The sequence below is a fragment of the Pseudomonas sp. S2_E02 genome, assembly GCF_054668355.1.
Window position 1 is genome coordinate 3,102,532 of sequence record NZ_CP162761.1, and the last position, 18,177, is coordinate 3,120,708.

Genomic DNA, 18,177 nt, shown 5'->3' on the forward strand with positions numbered 1-18,177 from the left:
CCCCATGGCCTTTACCGATCCGTTCATCCGCCGCCCGGTGCTCGCCACCGTGGTCAGCCTGTTGATTGTGCTGCTGGGCTTTCAGGCCTGGAGCAAGTTGCCGCTGCGCCAATACCCGCAAATGGAAAACGCCCTGATCACGGTGACCACCGCTTATCCCGGAGCCAACGCCGAAACCATTCAGGGCTACATCACCCAGCCGATGCAGCAGAGCCTCGCCAGCGCCGAGGGCATCGACTACATGACTTCGGTCAGCCGGCAGAACTTCTCGGTGATCTCGATCTACGCGCGCATCGGCTCCAACACCGACCGTTTGTTCACCGAACTGCTGGCCAAAGCCAACGAGGTGAAAAACAAGCTGCCACAGGACGCCGAAGACCCGGTGCTGAGCAAGGAGTCCGCCGACGCCTCGGCGCTGATGTACATCAGTTTCTTCAGCAAGGACTTGAGCAACCCGCAAATCACCGACTACCTGTCACGGGTGATCCAGCCAAAACTGGCGACCTTGCCGGGCATGGCCGAGGCGGAGATTCTCGGCAATCAGGTGTTCGCCATGCGCTTGTGGCTCGACCCGGTGAAACTCGCCGGTTTCGGCCTCAGCGCCAGCGATGTGACCAACGCCGTGCGCCAGTACAACTTCCTCTCCGCCGCCGGCGAAGTGAAAGGCGAGTATGTGGTCACCAGCATCAACGCCAACACCGAGCTGAAATCCGCTGAAGCCTTCGCGGCGATTCCGCTCAAGGTCAGTGGCGACAGCCGCGTGTTGCTGAGTGATGTCGCGCGGGTGGAAATGGGCGCGGAAAACTACGATTCGATCAGCTCGTTTGGCGGCACGCCGTCGGTGTACATCGGCATCAAGGCCACCCCAGGCGCCAACCCGCTGGACGTGATCAAGGAAGTGCGCAAGCTGATGCCGGAGCTGGAAGCGCAACTGCCGCCGAACCTGAAAAGCGAGATCGCCTACGACGCCACGCTGTTTATCCAGGCCTCGATCGATGAAGTGGTAAAAACCCTGTTCGAGGCGGTGCTGATCGTCATCGTCGTGGTGTTCCTGTTCCTCGGCGCATTGCGCTCGGTGCTAATCCCGGTGGTGACCATTCCGCTGTCGATGATCGGCGTGATGTTCTTCATGCAGATGATGGGTTACTCGATGAATCTGCTGACGCTGCTGGCGATGGTGCTGGCCATCGGTCTGGTGGTGGACGATGCGATTGTCGTGGTGGAAAACATTCACCGGCATATCGAGGAAGGCAAGACGCCGTTTGATGCGGCGCTGGAAGGCGCACGGGAAATCGCCATGCCGGTGGTGTCGATGACCATCACCCTGGCGGCGGTGTATGCGCCGATCGGTTTCCTCACCGGGCTGACCGGAGCGTTGTTCAAGGAGTTTGCGCTGACCCTGGCCGGCGCCGTGGTGATTTCCGGAATCGTCGCCCTGACCCTGTCGCCGATGATGTGCGCGTTTTTGCTGCGCCACGAGGAAAATCCCAGCGGCCTCGCGCATCGCCTCGACCGCATTTTTGACGGCCTCAAGCGCCGCTATCAGAGCATGCTGCACGGCACGCTGAACACGCGACCGGTGGTGCTGGTGTTCGCAGTGATCGTGTTGTGCCTGATCCCGGTGTTTCTCAAGTTCACCAAATCGGAACTGGCCCCGGACGAAGATCAGGGCATCATTTTCATGATGGCCACTGCGCCGCAGCCAACCAACCTCGATTACCTGAGCACCTACACCGACGAATTCATCAAGATCTTCAAAGAGTTCCCGGAGTACTACTCCTCGTTCCAGATCAACGGCTACAACGGTGTACAGGCGGGGATCGGCGGCTTCCTGCTCAAGCCGTGGAATGAGCGCAGTCGCACGCAGATGCAAATCCTCTCCGAGGTACAAGGCAAACTGGAAGGCATTCCGGGCTTGCAGATCTTTGGTTTCAACCTGCCCTCCCTGCCCGGCACCGGTGAAGGCCTGCCGTTCGAGTTCGTGGTCAACACCGCCAACGACTATGAACTGCTGCTGCAAGTGGCTGACCGGATCAAGAAGCGCGCGATGGAGTCGGGCAAGTTCGCCTTCGTCGATCTCGATCTGGCGTTCGACAAACCCGAGGTGGTGGTCGATATTGACCGCGCCAAAGCAGCGCAGATGGGCGTGTCGATGCAGGATCTCGGTGGCACGCTGGCGACGCTGTTGGGCGAGGCGGAAATCAACCGTTTCACCATTGATGGGCGCAGCTACAAGGTCATTGCCCAGGTCGAACGCCCCTATCGCGATAACCCGGACTGGCTGAACAACTACTACGTGAAAAACACTCAGGGCGAGTTATTGCCGCTGTCGACGCTGATCAAGGTCAGCGACCGCGCTCGACCGCGCCAGCTCAATCAGTTCCAGCAACTTAACGCCGCGAAGATCTCCGGTTTCCCGTTGGTGAGCATGGGTGAAGCCATCGACACCGTGTTGCAGATTGCCAGCGAAGAAGCACCGGCCGGGTTTGCTTTCGACTACGGCGGCGCATCGCGACAGTTCGTGCAGGAAGGCAGTGCCCTGTGGGTAACCTTCGCGCTGGCGCTGGCGATTATCTTTCTGGTGCTGGCGGCGCAATTCGAAAGCTTCCGCGATCCGCTGGTGATCCTGGTGACGGTGCCGTTGTCGATCTGCGGCGCGCTGATACCGCTATTCCTCGGCTGGTCGAGCATGAACATCTATACCCAGGTCGGGTTGGTGACGCTGATCGGGCTGATCAGTAAACACGGGATTCTGATCGTCGAGTTCGCCAACCAATTGCGCAAGGATAAAGGCCTGACGGCGCGTGAAGCCGTTGAGGAAGCGGCAGCGATTCGTTTACGCCCGGTGTTGATGACCACGGCGGCGATGGTGTTTGGCATGGTGCCGTTGATTCTCGCCACGGGTGCCGGCGCGGTCAGTCGGTTTGATATCGGCATGGTGATTGCCACGGGGATGTCGATTGGCACGTTGTTTACGCTGTTTGTGTTGCCGTGCGTTTACACCCTGCTGGCGAAACCCGATCCCAAACAAACCGCATAACCCTGTGGGAGCGAGCTTGCTCGCGAAAGCGGTCTTTCAGTTAATACTTATAGTGCCTGACACACCGCCTTCGCGAGCAAGCTCGCTCCCACATTTGGTTGGCGTTTATCCATAAAATCCGCGCATAAAAAAAGGCCTCGCATCTGCGAGGCCTTTTATGTGGGCTTCAATCGGTTCAACTCTGCGGCCTCATCCCTTGAGAAAGTCCGAACATGAACAACAACAGATCATGATCGGGTTTGGTCGCCACGGAGGCTTTTGCCACCCGTGGGACTGCGCAGTGGGCGTCGTCTACGGACGAGCCCACTACCTGCATGCGGGGCTGCTCCCAGGCAGCCACCGCCAATGACGCAACTGCCAAGGCTCCAACCAAAAACAAACCTCGTGCAATTTCTAGTTTCATCGCTATAAACCTTTGATAGCGCTGCCAAACGCCGTCTCATAAAAGTAGACGAGTTTTTTCCAGTCCGTGTCGCGGAACGACGAATGGCGGCGCAATTGCTTCATGTCGTGGGAAGCGGCGCGATAGGCGGTCAGACGCTGGCGGCATTTCTCCAGATCGATCAACGCGACTTCGACCTTGGCCGACTCGCCTTCGCCCGTCACACGCACAAACACGTGTTTGATGTAGATGCAGCTGTGCTGCCAACGGCCCTTGTGCATGCGCGCCAGGTTCTCGGCGAGGTCCTTGAGCACGCGCTCATAAACCACATCACCGCACTGATCGCGACCGCCGGCAGCCGCCAGCCAATGTTCCAGTTCCTGGAAACCGTCCAGGGACTTGGTGACCAGCAGAGCGCGCCATTTGTGCTGCGGATCAGGCTGAGCGCCGCAGAAAACGATTTGCGGCACGCGCACACCGAGCTTGCTCACGCCGGTCAGCGCATCAAGTTCACGCAAAACAGTAGGACGGCCAAAAGGGTGCAACCAACTGCGATAGATGTGACCGGTCTGGCGCTTGGCATACAGCAGTTGACCATCGCGCCCCACGACCCTTTGCACGCCACTTTCCCCGCCACGTCGAACATTGGGTTCTTCCACCCACTCGCCGCGCTGGTTCCAGTAAAAGTCAAAGCGATCTTGCGGAGCGACATCCGTTTCTGCTGCAAATTGCACTGCCATCCTGTTACCTCTTGCGTAATACGTAAACCCGCCACATGGCGTAGAGCGGAATAAAGTCCAGTTGTTCCTGAATCCGAAAACCTGCTTCCTCGAACTCCTTTTCCACCGTAGCGGCCGGTAACACAAAGCGATTCTGATACTCGCGTTTGTCACGGTTGCGCTCGGCTCGCTGGCGTTTCCAGGCTTTGAAATTGCCATCAACCCACAGCGAAACGATCACACTGTCCCGGGTAACGCGCTCGAATTCGCGCAGAATCGCCCGGCGATGCTCGGCTTCACCGATGTGGTGGAGCAGACGCATACAGAAAATGCTGTCGACGGCGTTGTCAGGCAAGGCAATGTCGAAGGCAGATGTGTGCAAGGGTTGTACCCGTTTCACTACATCCGCCGGTTGCGACTCCATGGCCGTCTTGATCATCGACTCGGAATTGTCCGCGCCGATAATCACCCGGTTGGCCTTTTCGCCCAACAACGGCCAGAAACGCCCGGCACCGCAAGGCAGATCCAGCACCAGTCCCGGTTCACCCACCGACGCCAGCGCCTTGCGGGCCAGCTGTTCGTCACGCCAGTGGGAGAGACGCCGTCCAAGGCTTTCTTTGTGCTTGCGCAGGTATTTCTGCGCGTGTTGATCGTCGTACTTCTCGGAAAAATCGAGTTTGATCGGACCGGCCATCACCTGGACTCCTGAATTGCTGATATCACCACCTTAAGGAGCGGCGTGTCAGCGTCAGGTCATCCATTTGTGAAAAAAATGTCCGGTAAACAGACAAATTATTACAGCGTTATACAGGAATTAGACAGGTAGGAGGGAGTAGCATCGAGCCACTCCGTGCGTCAGATTTTGCCCAGATCCACCTCGAAGCGGCAGCCATTGGGTTCCATCGTGCTCAGGCTGACGGTCCAGCCCTGGTTCTCGCAGATCCGCTGCACCAGCGACAATCCCAACCCCAGGCCTTCGCCACGCTTTTCGCTGCCACGCACGAAAGGTTCGAACATGGCTTCGCGTTTTTCTTCCGGAATGCCGACACCGGAGTCTTCCACCACAAAGCCGTTCGCCGTCAGTGTCAGGCGAATGAAGCCCTTCTCGGTGTAGTGACAAGCGTTGCGCAACAGGTTGCCCATCACCGCGGTCAACAACGTTGCGTTGTAGCACGTGGTCGGCGGATTTCCCGGCTCGAACTGCAAGGTCAGCCTTTTGCTTTCGATCGGCTCACGCCACACGCACAACAAGCTGTCCGCGACTTGAGCGAGATTCTGTTGCGGCGCCGAACCAGCATCTTCGCGTTGAGAGCGGGCGAGCATCAGGAAGGTCTGCACCAGCTCGCGCATTTCCTCACTGGCCCGGGCAATGCGCTCGACCTGATTGCGCCCACGCTGATCGATGGCCGGGTTTTCCATCAGCAGTTCACAGGAGCTGGCCAATACCATCAACGGCGTGCGCAACTCATGACTGACATCGCTGGTGAACAATCTTTCACGTGTCAGCGCCTGACGCAGACGCCCCAGCGTGGCATCGAACGCCACCGCCAGTTCGCCCACTTCGTCTGCCGCGTAATCCGGTGCCAGCGGCGGCGCCAGACCGAGCAACTGATCGCGATGGCGTACCTGCCGGGCCAGGCGCACCACCGGCGCCATTACCTTGCGCGCCAGCACCCACCCGAGGAATACCGCCAGGGCCAGACTGAGCACGAAGCCGACCAGCACCACGGCAAACAGCACCCGCTCGCGCTCTTCGAAATCACTTTGATCCTGCAGCAGCACATAACGCCGACCGTCGACGACCTCGACCATCGCGTGATACGACAGCTGCTCGCGGAACACTTCATGGAAACCCGAATCGAGGTGACGCAGGTCCTTGGGCAGCTCGAAATCGCCCGGGCCGCCACTGAAATAGAACAACTGGTCGGGTTCCGGGCGATGGCTCCAGTCCGAAACGTTGTCCATCAGCAGAAGCCGTTGCAGATCGCCGCCCAGCCCCGCCGAAATCAATTTTTCTTCCACCAGGTGCACGGTCGCGACGATGCCCATGGCAAAGGCCCCCGCGACCAGCGCGCTCATCAGCGCAAAGGCAATGATGATCCGCTGGGAAAGGCTTTGCTTAAACTCCATCGCGGCCCTCGGCCAAGCGATAACCGACGCCGTGCACGGTTTGCAGCAATGGCTTGGCAAACGGTTTATCGATCACCTGACGCAATTGGTGGACGTGGCTGCGCAGGCTGTCGCTGTCCGGGCAATCATCGCCCCACAGCGCTTCTTCGAGAATTTCCCGGCGCAGTACGTGCGGGCTCTTCTGCATCAACACCGCCAGCAGCTTGAGGCCGACCGGATTGAGCTTCAGCAGTTTGCCTTCGCGGGTAACCTCGAGCGTGTCGAGATCATAGCTCAGATCACCGACCTGCAACGCCCGGCGCCCGCCACCCTGGGTCCGACGCATCACTGCTTCGACGCGCGCGGCCAGCTCGGACAAGGCGAAGGGTTTGACCAGGTAATCGTCAGCCCCGGACTTGAAACCCTGGAGACGATCGTCCAGTTGATCGCGAGCGGTCAGCATGATCACTGGCGTGTCCCGACGGGCGTCTTCACGCAGACGTTTGCACAGGGTGTAGCCATCGATGCCGGGCAACATGATGTCGAGCACGATCAGGTCGTAATGCTCGGTGGCCGCCAGGTGCAGGCCCGACAGACCGTCCTGGGCGCAATCGACGGTATAGCCTTTGAGCCCCAGGTAATCGGCCAGATTGGCGAGGATATCGCGGTTGTCTTCAACCAATAGAATTCGCATGGGCACTCCTCCGTACACAGTAACGGCCGTCATGGCTCGCGCAGCTTAAGGCCATCGCCAGCTCAGAGCTAGGGCTGAAAGCATCGTAAATCAACTCTCTCAAGCAAATTCAAACCTTAACGAGTTTTTCACTATTGGTTCACAACCTGACTACAGTGACAACGCGAGACTCTCGCGCCATTAGATATAAGGAATGTAGACAATGGACTTTTTCAAGACGGCGCCTGTGCGCCTTCTGTTGCTGGTCACCGGTGTGTGGCTGCTGGTATTTCTCCTGACTCGAACCGTTCTGTTGCTGACTCATCTGGATGAGGCCGGCGGTGGCACGCTTTCGCTGTTTGGCATCGGCTTGCTGTATGACTTGGGGTTTCTTGCCTATGCGGCGTTGCCGATGGGCCTGTACCTGTTGCTCTGCCCGCCGGCCCTGTGGCGCCGCCGTGGCCATCGCTGGTTTCTGCAAGGGCTGCTGACCGTCAGCCTGTTCGCCATGCTGTTCGTGGCGGTGGCCGAGTGGCTGTTCTGGGACGAGTTCGGTGTGCGCTTCAACTTCATCGCGGTCGACTATCTGGTGTATTCCGACGAAGTGCTGAACAACGTGCTGGAGTCTTACCCGATCGGCACGCTGCTGAGCATTCTGGCGTTGCTGGCCGTCGCGCTCGGTTTTGCCCTGCGCAAACCGTTCAATGCCGCGCTGAATGCGCCATTGCCGCCGCTGCGTGGGCGCCTGCTCAATGCCCTGGGGCTGTTGATTATTGCCGGTCTGAGCCTGCAACTGCTCAGCCAGGATGCGCCACGTGCGCAAGGTGGCAATGCCTATCAGAACGAACTGGCCAGCAACGGCCCGTATCAGTTCTTCGCCGCGTTCCGGAACAACGAACTGGATTACACGCAGTTCTACAGCAGCCACACGCCCGAGGTGGTCGCCCGACAGATTCGCGCCGAACTGAGCGAGCCCAACGCGCGCTTCATCGGTCAGGACCCACAGGACATCCGCCGGATGATCGACAATCCCGGCACTGCGCGTACACCCAACATCGTCCTGGTCACCATCGAAAGCCTCAGCGCCAAATACCTGGGCAGTAACGGCGACAAACGCGACCTGACGCCCAATCTGGATGCGCTGCGTAAACAGAGCCTGTATTTCAGCAATTTCTACGCCACCGGCACCCGCACCGACCGCGGCCTGGAAGCCATCACACTGGCCATCCCACCAACCCCGGGGCGTTCGATCGTCAAGCGTATCGGTCGCGAGAGCGGTTTTGCCAGCCTTGGCCAGCAACTCAGCGCGGTGGGTTACGACAGCGTGTTCGTTTACGGTGGGCGCGGCTACTTCGACAACATGAACGCGTTCTTCAGTGGCAACGGCTATCGGGTGGTCGACCAGAGCAGCGTTGATGAAACCGAGATTCACTTCAAGAACGCCTGGGGCATGGCCGACGAGGATCTGTACAAACAGACGCTGAAGCTGGCCGATGCCGACTATGCCAAACAGCAACCGTTTCTGTTGCAGTTGATGACCACCTCCAACCATCGTCCCTACACCTACCCGGACGACCGGATCGACATCAAATCCGGTAACGGTCGCGATGGCGCGGTGAAATACACCGACTATGCGATTGGCCAGTTCCTCGACCAGGCGCGGCAAAAACCGTGGTTCGACAACACGATCTTCATCTTCGTCGCCGATCACACGGCGGGCAGCGCCGGTAAAGAAGACTTGCCGATTGCCAACTATCAAATTCCGCTGTTCATTTATGCACCGAAGCTGATCGAGCCTCGCGAGAATGGCCAACTGGCGAGCCAGATCGACCTGGCACCGACGCTGCTGGGCTTGTTGAACATGGATTACGAGTCGACTTTCTTCGGGCGCAACCTGCTACAGGACAACCCACTGCCACCACGCGTCGTGGTCGGCAACTACCAGCATCTGGGCCTGTTTGACGGCAAGGATCTGGCGATCCTCAGCCCGCGCCAAGGCTTGCGTCGGCATGACGATGCGCTGACCGAGAGCCGCGAATCGCGGGCCTCCAGCGATGATCCGTTGATCAGCCGCGCCATCACCTATTACCAAACCGCCAGTTATGGCTTCAAGCAACAGCTGCTTGCCTGGAAAGCACCCAAGGAGGGTGTTCCACAAGTCAGCGAACGTTAATTGAAACGCCCCGGGCTGATGCCCCGGGGCGTTTTCTTTTGTTCAGGATCCGACATGTCATCAAGTGTTGTACGCCCTACCCCTCGCCCGCTGAATCTGTGGCTGTATCTGGGTATTCCAATCATCGCGGCGATAAGCCTGATTCTGCTGGAAATGACCGACCTGGACATGGTGCTGGCGCGGTTGTTCTATGACCCGGTGGCCGGCGACTTCATTGGCCGCCACAGTTTTTTCCTGGAAGACATCCTGCACGATCGCGCCAAGCAGGTGGTGATCGCGTTTTCGGTGTTTGCGGTGCTGGGGTTTCTCGGCTCGTTCTTCGTCGGCAGACTGAAACCGTTCAAGCGCGAACTGGGTTGTCTGGTGCTGTCGCTGGGCCTGGCGACCTCGTTCGTCACCCCGGTCAAAGCCGTAACGGCGGTGCAGTGCCCATGGAGCCTGGAGCAATTTGGCGGCCATGAAACCTACAGCAAACTGATGGAACATCGTCCACAAACCGACAAACCTGGCCGTTGCTGGCCTGGTGGTCATGCGGCGACGGGGTTCACCTTGTTTGCGCTGTTCTTTGTCCTGCGTGATCGCCGTCCGCGTCTGGCCCGTCAGGCGTTTATCTTTGCCTTTGCGCTGGGTTCGGTGTTTTCGATCAGCCGGATGATGCAGGGTGCGCACTTCTTTTCGCACAACGTGTGGACGGCGATTTTCTGCTGGCTGATTTGCCTGGGGTCGTATTACTGGGTGCTGTATCGCCCGGCGGTGAAAACCGAGGCCGTGGTCAAGGCACAACCGGTCAGCGCCTGACATATAAATCCAATTGTGGGAGCTAGCCTGCTCGCGAATGCGGTGTGTCATTCAACATTAATGTTGGCTGATCCGACGCCTTCGCGAGCAGGCTCGCTCCCACAGGGGATTGGTGTGAAGCTGAAATTTGGGCAATAAAAAACCCCGCTGGCTTGCGCCAGCGGGGTTTTGCGTTACAGGGGTAAGGCTGGCTTACATCATGCCGCCCATGCCACCCATGCCGCCCATGTCTGGCATGCCGCCGCCTGCAGCGCCGTCTTTCTTCGGCGCGTCAGCTACAGCTGCTTCGGTGGTCAGGATCAGACCGCCGATCGACGATGCCGCTTGCAGAGCGGAACGAGTCACCTTGGTTGGGTCCAGGATGCCCATTTCGATCATGTCGCCGTATTCGCCAGTCGCAGCGTTGTAACCGAAGTTACCTTTGCCGTTCTTGACTTCGTTGACGACAACGCTTGGCTCGTCGCCGCTGTTGGCAGCGATCTGACGCAGCGGTGCTTCAACAGCGCGACGCAGCACAGCGATACCCACGTCCTGATCAGCGTTGTCGCCTTTCAGGTCAACCAGGGTTTGCAAAGCGCGGATCAGCGCAACGCCACCGCCAGGTACCACGCCTTCTTCAACGGCTGCACGGGTTGCGTGCAGGGCGTCTTCAACGCGGGCCTTCTTCTCTTTCATTTCAACTTCGGAACCAGCGCCAACCTTGATCACTGCAACGCCGCCGGACAGCTTGGCCAGACGCTCTTGCAGTTTTTCACGGTCGTAGTCCGAGGAAGTTTCAGCAACCTGAGCACGGATCTGAGCGATACGCGCCTGGATGTCGGAATCTGCACCGGCACCGTCAACGATGATGGTGTTTTCCTTGGAAATGGTCACACGCTTGGCGCTGCCCAGGTTTTCCAGGGTAGCGGCTTCCAGGCTCAGGCCGATCTCTTCGGAGATAACGGTACCGCCGGTCAGAACTGCGATGTCCTGCAGCATGGCCTTGCGACGGTCGCCGAAGCCTGGCGCCTTGACGGCTGCGACTTTGACGATGCCACGCATGTTGTTCACAACCAGAGTCGCCAGGGCTTCGCCTTCAACGTCTTCGGAAACGATCAGCAGTGGACGGCCGGCTTTGGCAACGGCTTCCAGCACTGGCAGCATTTCACGGATGTTCGAGATCTTTTTGTCGACCAGCAGGATCAGCGGGCTGTCCAGCTCGGCAACCATGGTCTCTGGCTTGTTGACGAAGTACGGGGACAGGTAGCCACGGTCGAACTGCATGCCTTCAACAACCGACAGTTCGTTTTCCAGGCCAGTGCCTTCTTCAACGGTGATCACGCCTTCTTTACCGACTTTTTCCATGGCTTCGGCAATGATGTCGCCGATGGAGTTGTCGGAGTTGGCGGAGATGGTGCCTACCTGAGCGATTGCCTTGGTGTCAGCGCATGGCTTGGACAGGTTCTTCAGCTCTTTGACGATAGCGATGGTCGCTTTGTCGATACCGCGCTTCAGGTCCATCGGGTTCATGCCGGCAGCGACGGCTTTCAGGCCTTCGTTGACGATCGACTGAGCCAGAACGGTAGCGGTGGTAGTACCGTCACCAGCGTCATCGTTGGCACGGGAGGCAACGTCTTTGACCAGCTGCGCGCCCATGTTTTCGAAGCGATCTTCGAGTTCGATTTCTTTGGCGACGGAAACGCCGTCCTTGGTGATGGTCGGAGCGCCGAAGCTCTTCTCGATGATCACGTTACGGCCTTTCGGGCCCAGGGTCGCTTTTACTGCGTCAGCCAGGACGTTGACGCCCTTGAGCATTTTTTTACGGGCGGAATCGCCAAACAGAACTTCTTTAGCAGCCATGATCGATATTCCTTAAATACTTTGTAGTAGCGGGAAAATGAACGGGGTTATCAGCCTTCGATAACAGCGAGGATTTCGTTCTCGCTCATTACCAGCAGGTCTTCGCCGTCGACTTTCACTGTGTTGCTGCCGGAGTAAGGACCGAACACAACCTTGTCGCCTTCTTTAACGGACAGTGCGCGCACTTCGCCGTTTTCCAGAGCTTTGCCCGGGCCTACAGCGAGAATCACACCGTGGTTGGCTTTTTCAGCAGCCGAACCTGGCAGGACGATACCGCCAGCGGTTTTCTTTTCTTCTTCGCTGCGACGGATTACGACGCGGTCATGCAGAGGACGAAGCTTCATTGTCGATCTCTCCTAATTGTGGTTTTCATCGGCCGGTGTAGTCCCGGCGGGTTTAACAAATCCGGCCTGCGCCGGTTGCGATTCGTCGAGCGAACCGCGGAAGTCTGTCCGGTTCAAATACCGGAAACCTTTCGGTGACCGATACATAAGGGCGCATAAGCTGATTACAAGGGCGAGGCGAAAAATTTTTCACCGATGTGTTGCACAAAAGCAGCCCATAAACGAACACGGCACCCGAAGGTGCCGTGTAGATAGAGCAGTTACTTGTTGTCGCGGTGTTCGAACTCGCCTTCGATCACATCACCCTCGCGGCCCAGAGGCTGGCGCGGTGCAGGACCGCCACGGGGTTGCAGGTCATCGGCGAACGCACGCTGGCGCATGGCCTGTTCTTCAGCGCGCTGGCGCATTTTGTTCGCCAGCAATCGACGGCTGACTGGCAACAACATGACCAGACCGACCACATCGCTGATGAAGCCTGGCAGGATCAACAGGCCACCGGCCAGAGCCAGCATCAGCCCTTCGAGCATGGTTTGCGCGGGCAGTTCGCCGCGGTTCAGGCTTTCACGGGCACGCAATGCAGTGGCCAGACCGGCGACGCGCAGCACGAAAATGCCGAACATCGAGCCGACAATGATCAGCAGCAGGGCCGGGAAAAACCCGATAGCCCCTGCCACTTTGACGAATACGAACAGCTCCAGCACCGGAAACAGCAGAAAGAGCAACAGAAAAGGGCGCATCAAAGTTTCCTCAACGCAAGAAATGCCTTGCAGTAAGCCTTAGATGACGTCGCCCTTTCGTGAATTCAAGCACCAGCCACCTCATTTTTTGGCCAGACCTCGGCGTGAGCCAGAGAAACCAAGGCTTCGCGCACTTGTGTCGGCGTATTACAAGGTGCCGGGAACGGCAGCCAGTACAACGCCTGACCGATGCGCAGGTGCATGCCCTCGGTGTCGATCCCGGCCAGTTGCGCCGGCACGGTTTTCGGCAGACCGGCCAGGTCGACGTAGTGCGCGATGGCTTTGGCGTGGTCGCTGTTCATGTGTTCGACCATGCTGATTTCAGCCTTGCCGGCAAACGGATTGGCCTGGGTCAGTTGATCGACCCAGTGAATCGCGCCGAAACCGCCGATGTAGCGGTGACGTACCGGGTTCAGCACCCAGAAGTCAAAATCATGGGCCTTGTGATAGTTCTGCGAATCGGGGAAATAACGGTAGTAACGCTCGGCGGCGGCTTCGATCGCGGCAACGTCTTCGAGCTTTTGCGCCTCCGCCAGATAGGTCAGGCGACCAACGGCTTGCACATCATCTGCCTCGCGCTCGCCGACGAGCATCGAGCATTTCGGGTCTTTTTGGAGGTTGTGGGTGTGCTGGGCGATGCGGCTGATCAGGATCAGCGGCCGACCCTGCTCGTCCAGGCAGTACGGCACCACGGAGCCAAAAGGAAAACCGGGCATCGATTTGGAGTGGGTCGACAGCACTCCACGGTATTCCTTGAGAAGCAATTCTCGGGCATTCTTCGCCACTTCAACGCTCAATTTATGACTCCTTAAATAGTATCCGTCGAAAAAACGGACGGGCGTCCGGGATCAAGTCCCAGTCACGCCAGCGGGCAATTCTCATGTGCAACCCTGCCACGGCCGGTGCAGATCGGGAGTCGCTGAAAACAAAAAACTACTCAGACCTGCTATCGGGGCATGCGAATGCAACTCAACGACAAAGTAATCATTATCACTGGCGGTTGCCAGGGTTTGGGCCGCTCGATGGCCGAGTATTTCGCCGGCAAAGGCGCCAAGCTTGCGCTGGTCGACCTCAATCAGGAAAAACTCGACGACGCGGTCGCGGCCTGCAAAGCCAAGGGCGTCGAGGCGCGCAGCTATCTGTGCAACGTCGCCAATGAAGAGCAGGTCGAACACATGGTCGCCCAGGTCGCCGCCGACTTCGGCGCGATCCACGGCCTGATCAACAACGCCGGGATCCTCCGTGATGGCCTGCTGCTCAAGGTCAAGGACGGCGAAATGACCAAGATGAGCCTGGCACAGTGGCAGGCCGTCATCGACGTCAACCTGACCGGCGTGTTCCTCTGCACCCGTGAAGTGGCGGCAAAAATGGTTGAGCTGAAGACCAGCGGCGCGATCATCAATATCTCGTCGATCTCGCGTGCAGGCAACGTTGGCCAGACCAACTATTCGGCGGCCAAGGCCGGTGTAGCGGCGGCGACGGTGACATGGGCGAAAGAACTGGCGCGATATGGCATTCGTGTGGCGGGGATTGCCCCGGGCTTCATTGAAACTGAGATGACCCTGGGCATGAAGCCGGAAGCGCTGGAGAAGATGACTTCGGGGATCCCGCTCAAGCGCATGGGCAAGCCGGAAGAGATCGCCCATTCGGCGGCGTATATTTTCGAAAACGACTACTACACCGGGCGGATTCTGGAGATGGATGGCGGGCTGCGCATCTAACCCACACTACAAAACCAAATGTGGGAGCGACGGTGCGACGATTCGACCTGCTCGCGAATGCGGTGGATCAGCCAACTAATGAGTTGAATGACACTCCGCTTTCGCGAGCAGGTCGAATCGTCGCAGCGTCGCTCCCACAGTTTTGCCCGGCGTTTACAGATAGATTTAATCGTCGCTGATGGTGATGTTCGGCATCGCCGGCGTCGCCGCTTCCTGCAACACAATCCGCGCGCCGACATGGCGGGCCAGTTCCTGATAGACCATGGCAATCTGGCTGTCCGGCTCGGCAATCACCGTTGGCTTGCCGCCATCGGCCTGCTCGCGAATCAGCATCGACAGCGGCAGTGAAGCCAGCAGTTCGACGCCGTACTGGGTCGCCAGTTTCTCACCACCGCCCTCACCGAACAGATGCTCGGCATGCCCGCAGTTCGAGCAGATGTGCACGGCCATGTTTTCCACCACGCCCAGCACCGGAATGTTGACCTTGCGGAACATTTCCACGCCTTTGCGCGCGTCGAGCAAGGCCAGATCCTGTGGTGTGGTGACGATTACCGCGCCAGCCACCGGGACTTTCTGCGCCAGGGTCAGCTGGATATCGCCAGTGCCGGGCGGCATGTCGATGACCAGATAATCCAGATCGCCCCACGCGGTTTGCGTGACCAGTTGCAGCAACGCCCCGGAAACCATCGGCCCACGCCAGACCATCGGCGTGTTGTCGTCGGTCAGGAACGCCATCGACATGACTTCCACGCCGTGCGCCTTGAGCGGCACAAACCACTTCTGGTCCTTGACCTCCGGACGGGTGCGCTCGGGAATGCCGAACATGATGCCTTGGCTCGGGCCGTAGATATCGGCGTCGAGAATGCCGACCTTGGCGCCTTCACGGGCCAGGGCCAGGGCGAGGTTGGCGGCGGTGGTCGATTTGCCCACGCCGCCCTTGCCGGACGCTACGGCGACCACGTTCTTGACGTTGGCCAGCCCGGGAATCTGCGCCTGCGCCTTGTGCGCGGCGATCACGCTGTTCACTTCAACCTTGGCGATCACCACGCCGTCGAGGTTTTCAATGGCCAGTTGCAGCAGTTGCGCCCAGCCGCTCTTGAACAGGCCGGCGGCGTAACCGATTTCCAGCTGCACGTTGACGCGATCACCGACGATCTCGATGTGCTTCACGCAACCGGCGCTGACCGGATCCTGGTTAAGGTAGGGGTCGGTGTATTGGCTGAGGACGGCTTCCACCGCTGCGCGAGTGACGGCGCTCATGGGCAACTCCGATAACAAGACTGGGAATAGATGCCGGGTATCGTACCTGAAAAAGATCGCAGCCTTCGGCAGCTCCTGCAGGAGATCGACGTACATCTGCAGGAGCTGCCGCAGGCTGGGATTTTTTCCGTCTGCTCATCCAATGAAACAGGCGCACAGGGTGAAAAATATGCGCCAGCGCTTTATAGTGGCCGACCTCCGTTTCATCAAGTAGCGAAGCCCCACATGTCCGAACCACGCAAGATCCTCGTCACCAGCGCCCTGCCCTACGCCAACGGTTCGATTCACCTTGGCCATATGCTGGAATATATCCAGACCGATATGTGGGTGCGCTTCCAGAAGCATCGCGGCAACCAGTGCATTTATGTCTGCGCCGACGACGCCCACGGTTCGGCGATCATGCTGCGCGCGGAAAAGGAAGGCATCACCCCGGAACAACTGATCGCCAATGTACAGGCTGAACACAGCGCCGACTTTGCCGAGTTCCTGGTCGATTTCGACAACTTCCACTCCACTCACGCCGAAGAAAACCGTGAGCTGTCGAGTCAGATCTACATCAAGCTGCGTGACGCCGGGCACATTGCCCAACGCTCGATCACCCAGTATTTCGACCCGGAAAAGAAAATGTTCCTGGCCGACCGCTTCATCAAGGGCACCTGCCCGAAATGCGGCACTGAAGACCAGTACGGCGACAACTGCGAGAAATGCGGTGCAACCTACGCCCCGACCGATCTGAAGGATCCGAAGTCGGCGATCTCTGGCGCCACCCCGGTGCTCAAGGATTCCCAGCACTTCTTCTTCAAACTGCCAGACTTTCAGCAAATGCTGCAGACCTGGACCCGCAGCGGCACACTGCAAGACGCCGTGGCCAACAAGATCGCCGAATGGCTGGACGCCGGCCTGCAGCAGTGGGACATCTCCCGCGATGCGCCGTACTTCGGTTTCGAGATCCCGGGCGAGCCGGGCAAGTATTTCTACGTGTGGCTGGACGCGCCGATCGGCTACATGGCCAGCTTCAAGAACCTCTGCGACCGCACGCCGGAGCTGGATTTCGACGCGTTCTGGGCCAAGGATTCCACCGCCGAGCTGTACCATTTCATCGGCAAGGACATCGTCAACTTCCACGCGCTGTTCTGGCCAGCGATGCTCGAAGGCGCGGGCTACCGCAAGCCGACCGGCATCAACGTGCACGGCTACCTGACCGTCAACGGCCAGAAAATGTCCAAGTCGCGCGGCACCTTCATCAAGGCCCGTACGTATCTGGATCACCTGTCGCCGGAATACCTGCGCTACTACTACGCGGCCAAGCTGGGCCGTGGCGTCGATGACCTCGACCTGAACCTCGAAGACTTCGTGCAGAAGGTCAACTCCGACCTGGTCGGCAAAGTGGTCAACATTGCCAGCCGTTGCGCCGGTTTCATTCAAAAAGGCAACGCGGGCCTGCTGGTCGACCAAAACGCTGCGCCAGAGCTGACCGAGGCTTTCCTCGCTGCAGCGCCAAGCATTGCCGATGCTTATGAAGCCCGCGACTTTGCCCGTGCCATGCGTGAAACCATGGCCTTGGCCGACCGCGCCAACGCCTGGATCGCCGACAAGGCCCCGTGGTCGTTGAATAAACAGGAAGGCAAGCAGGATGAAGTCCAGGCGATCTGCGCCACCGGCATCAACCTGTTCCGCCAACTGGTAATCTTCCTCAAACCGGTGTTGCCGCTGCTGGCCGCCGATGCCGAGGCGTTCCTCAACGTCGCCCCGCTGACCTGGAACGACCATACCACGCTGCTGGCCAACCACCAGTTGAACGAATTCAAACCGTTGATGACCCGCATCGACCCGGTAAAAGTGCAAGCCATGAGCGATGCCTCGAAAGAAGACCTGACCGCCAGCCAGACCGACACCGGCGCCGCCGCCCCGGCCGGCAATGGCGAACTGGCCAAGGATCCGCTGTCGCCGGAAATCGACTTCGACGCCTTTGCCGCGATCGACCTGCGCGTCGCACTGATCGTCAAAGCCGAACACGTCGAAGGTGCTGACAAGCTGCTGCGCCTGACCCTGGACATCGGTGACGAGCAACGCAACGTGTTCTCCGGGATCAAGAGCGCTTACCCGGATCCGTCGAAACTCGACGGGCGCCTGACCATGATGATCGCCAACCTCAAGCCACGGAAAATGAAGTTCGGTATCTCCGAAGGCATGGTGATGGCCGCCGGCCCTGGCGGTGAAGAAATCTACCTGCTGAGCCCGGACAGCGGCGCCAAGCCGGGTCAACGCATCAAGTAAGGCTCTGCAACAAATCGATCCCACCGGCGTGCCCCGCATGCCGGTGGGATTTTTCATATCTGGCCCACCCTGCGTGGCTGCCGGATAATGCCTAACCTTATGAGA

General features: G+C 58.9%; 15 protein-coding genes and 1 pseudogene. 5 read left to right on the plus strand and 11 right to left on the minus strand.

Annotation, left to right across the window (positions count from 1 at the left end; genetic code table 11):
- Positions 1 to 4 precede the first annotated feature (4 nt).
- Complete coding sequence (locus AB4O01_RS13880; RefSeq protein WP_460092087.1) at positions 5 to 3,040, plus strand: multidrug efflux RND transporter permease subunit; 3,036 nt, start codon at positions 5 to 7, stop codon at positions 3,038 to 3,040.
- A gap of 175 nt (positions 3,041 to 3,215) precedes the next feature.
- Here AB4O01_RS13880 and AB4O01_RS13885 read toward each other — a convergent pair whose 3' ends face one another.
- The 5 genes from AB4O01_RS13885 to colR all read right to left on the minus strand — a co-directional run bounded on the left by AB4O01_RS13885 (position 3,216) and on the right by colR (position 6,944).
- Positions 3,216 to 3,443, minus strand: coding sequence for a hypothetical protein (locus tag AB4O01_RS13885; protein WP_093430557.1), 228 nt, complete (start codon positions 3,441 to 3,443; stop codon positions 3,216 to 3,218).
- Positions 3,444 to 3,445: 2 nt separating this feature from the next.
- Positions 3,446 to 4,162, minus strand: a complete 717-nt coding sequence (locus AB4O01_RS13890) for a lipopolysaccharide kinase InaA family protein (RefSeq protein ID WP_093430558.1) — start codon at positions 4,160 to 4,162, stop codon at positions 3,446 to 3,448.
- A 4-nt stretch (positions 4,163 to 4,166) separates the two neighbouring features.
- Positions 4,167 to 4,835: a class I SAM-dependent methyltransferase gene (locus AB4O01_RS13895; RefSeq protein ID WP_116255106.1), complete on the minus strand. Its 669-nt coding sequence runs from the start codon at positions 4,833 to 4,835 to the stop codon at positions 4,167 to 4,169.
- A gap of 161 nt (positions 4,836 to 4,996) precedes the next feature.
- A complete protein-coding gene (locus tag AB4O01_RS13900) occupies positions 4,997 to 6,271 on the minus strand; it encodes a sensor histidine kinase (RefSeq protein WP_460092090.1) in 1,275 nt (424 codons plus the stop codon).
- Positions 6,261 to 6,944 carry a two-component system response regulator ColR gene (gene colR / locus AB4O01_RS13905; protein WP_041068401.1) on the minus strand — a complete coding sequence of 228 codons (684 nt, stop codon included), beginning with the start codon at positions 6,942 to 6,944 and terminating at the stop codon, positions 6,261 to 6,263. The genes AB4O01_RS13900 and colR overlap by 11 nt, the downstream gene beginning before the upstream one ends.
- Positions 6,945 to 7,146: 202 nt before the next feature.
- Between colR and AB4O01_RS13910 the strand changes: the two genes are divergently transcribed.
- Together AB4O01_RS13910 and AB4O01_RS13915 are read left to right on the plus strand one after the other, a co-directional pair.
- Positions 7,147 to 9,096, plus strand: a complete 1,950-nt coding sequence (locus AB4O01_RS13910; protein WP_099757046.1) for an LTA synthase family protein — start codon at positions 7,147 to 7,149, stop codon at positions 9,094 to 9,096.
- A gap of 54 nt (positions 9,097 to 9,150) precedes the next feature.
- Positions 9,151 to 9,894, plus strand: coding sequence for a phosphatase PAP2 family protein (locus AB4O01_RS13915; protein ID WP_093430562.1), 744 nt, complete (start codon positions 9,151 to 9,153; stop codon positions 9,892 to 9,894).
- Positions 9,895 to 9,922: 28 nt separating this feature from the next.
- On the opposite strand, the pseudogene AB4O01_RS13920 reads toward AB4O01_RS13915, so the two are convergent.
- The 5 genes and pseudogenes from AB4O01_RS13920 to AB4O01_RS13940 all read right to left on the minus strand — a co-directional run.
- Positions 9,923 to 10,030: pseudogene (locus AB4O01_RS13920) on the minus strand (metal ABC transporter ATP-binding protein); the annotation flags it as partial.
- Positions 10,031 to 10,086: 56 nt separating this feature from the next.
- Positions 10,087 to 11,733, minus strand: a complete 1,647-nt coding sequence (gene groL, locus AB4O01_RS13925) for a chaperonin GroEL (protein ID WP_093430563.1) — start codon at positions 11,731 to 11,733, stop codon at positions 10,087 to 10,089.
- 50 nt (positions 11,734 to 11,783) lie between these two features.
- Entirely contained in the window at positions 11,784 to 12,077 is a 294-nt protein-coding gene (locus AB4O01_RS13930; RefSeq protein WP_007916610.1) for a co-chaperone GroES, read from the minus strand.
- 260 nt (positions 12,078 to 12,337) lie between these two features.
- Positions 12,338 to 12,814 carry an FxsA family protein gene (locus tag AB4O01_RS13935; protein ID WP_093430564.1) on the minus strand — a complete coding sequence of 159 codons (477 nt, stop codon included), beginning with the start codon at positions 12,812 to 12,814 and terminating at the stop codon, positions 12,338 to 12,340.
- A gap of 65 nt (positions 12,815 to 12,879) precedes the next feature.
- Positions 12,880 to 13,611: a HugZ family pyridoxamine 5'-phosphate oxidase gene (locus tag AB4O01_RS13940; protein WP_460092092.1), complete on the minus strand. Its 732-nt coding sequence runs from the start codon at positions 13,609 to 13,611 to the stop codon at positions 12,880 to 12,882.
- Positions 13,612 to 13,776: 165 nt separating this feature from the next.
- Between AB4O01_RS13940 and AB4O01_RS13945 the strand changes: the two genes are divergently transcribed.
- The gene (locus tag AB4O01_RS13945) at positions 13,777 to 14,535 is read left to right on the plus strand and encodes an SDR family oxidoreductase (protein ID WP_064391936.1); all 759 of its coding nucleotides are present in this window, start codon (positions 13,777 to 13,779) and stop codon (positions 14,533 to 14,535) included.
- Positions 14,536 to 14,700: 165 nt separating this feature from the next.
- Here the strand turns inward: AB4O01_RS13945 and apbC are convergent, their stop codons facing one another.
- On the minus strand, positions 14,701 to 15,795 hold the full coding sequence (gene apbC, locus AB4O01_RS13950; RefSeq protein ID WP_095123282.1) for an iron-sulfur cluster carrier protein ApbC: 1,095 nt from the start codon (positions 15,793 to 15,795) through the stop codon (positions 14,701 to 14,703).
- A 225-nt stretch (positions 15,796 to 16,020) separates the two neighbouring features.
- Between apbC and metG the strand changes: the two genes are divergently transcribed.
- Positions 16,021 to 18,072, plus strand: a complete 2,052-nt coding sequence (gene metG, locus AB4O01_RS13955) for a methionine--tRNA ligase (RefSeq protein ID WP_186622865.1) — start codon at positions 16,021 to 16,023, stop codon at positions 18,070 to 18,072.
- Positions 18,073 to 18,177: the final 105 nt, after the last annotated feature.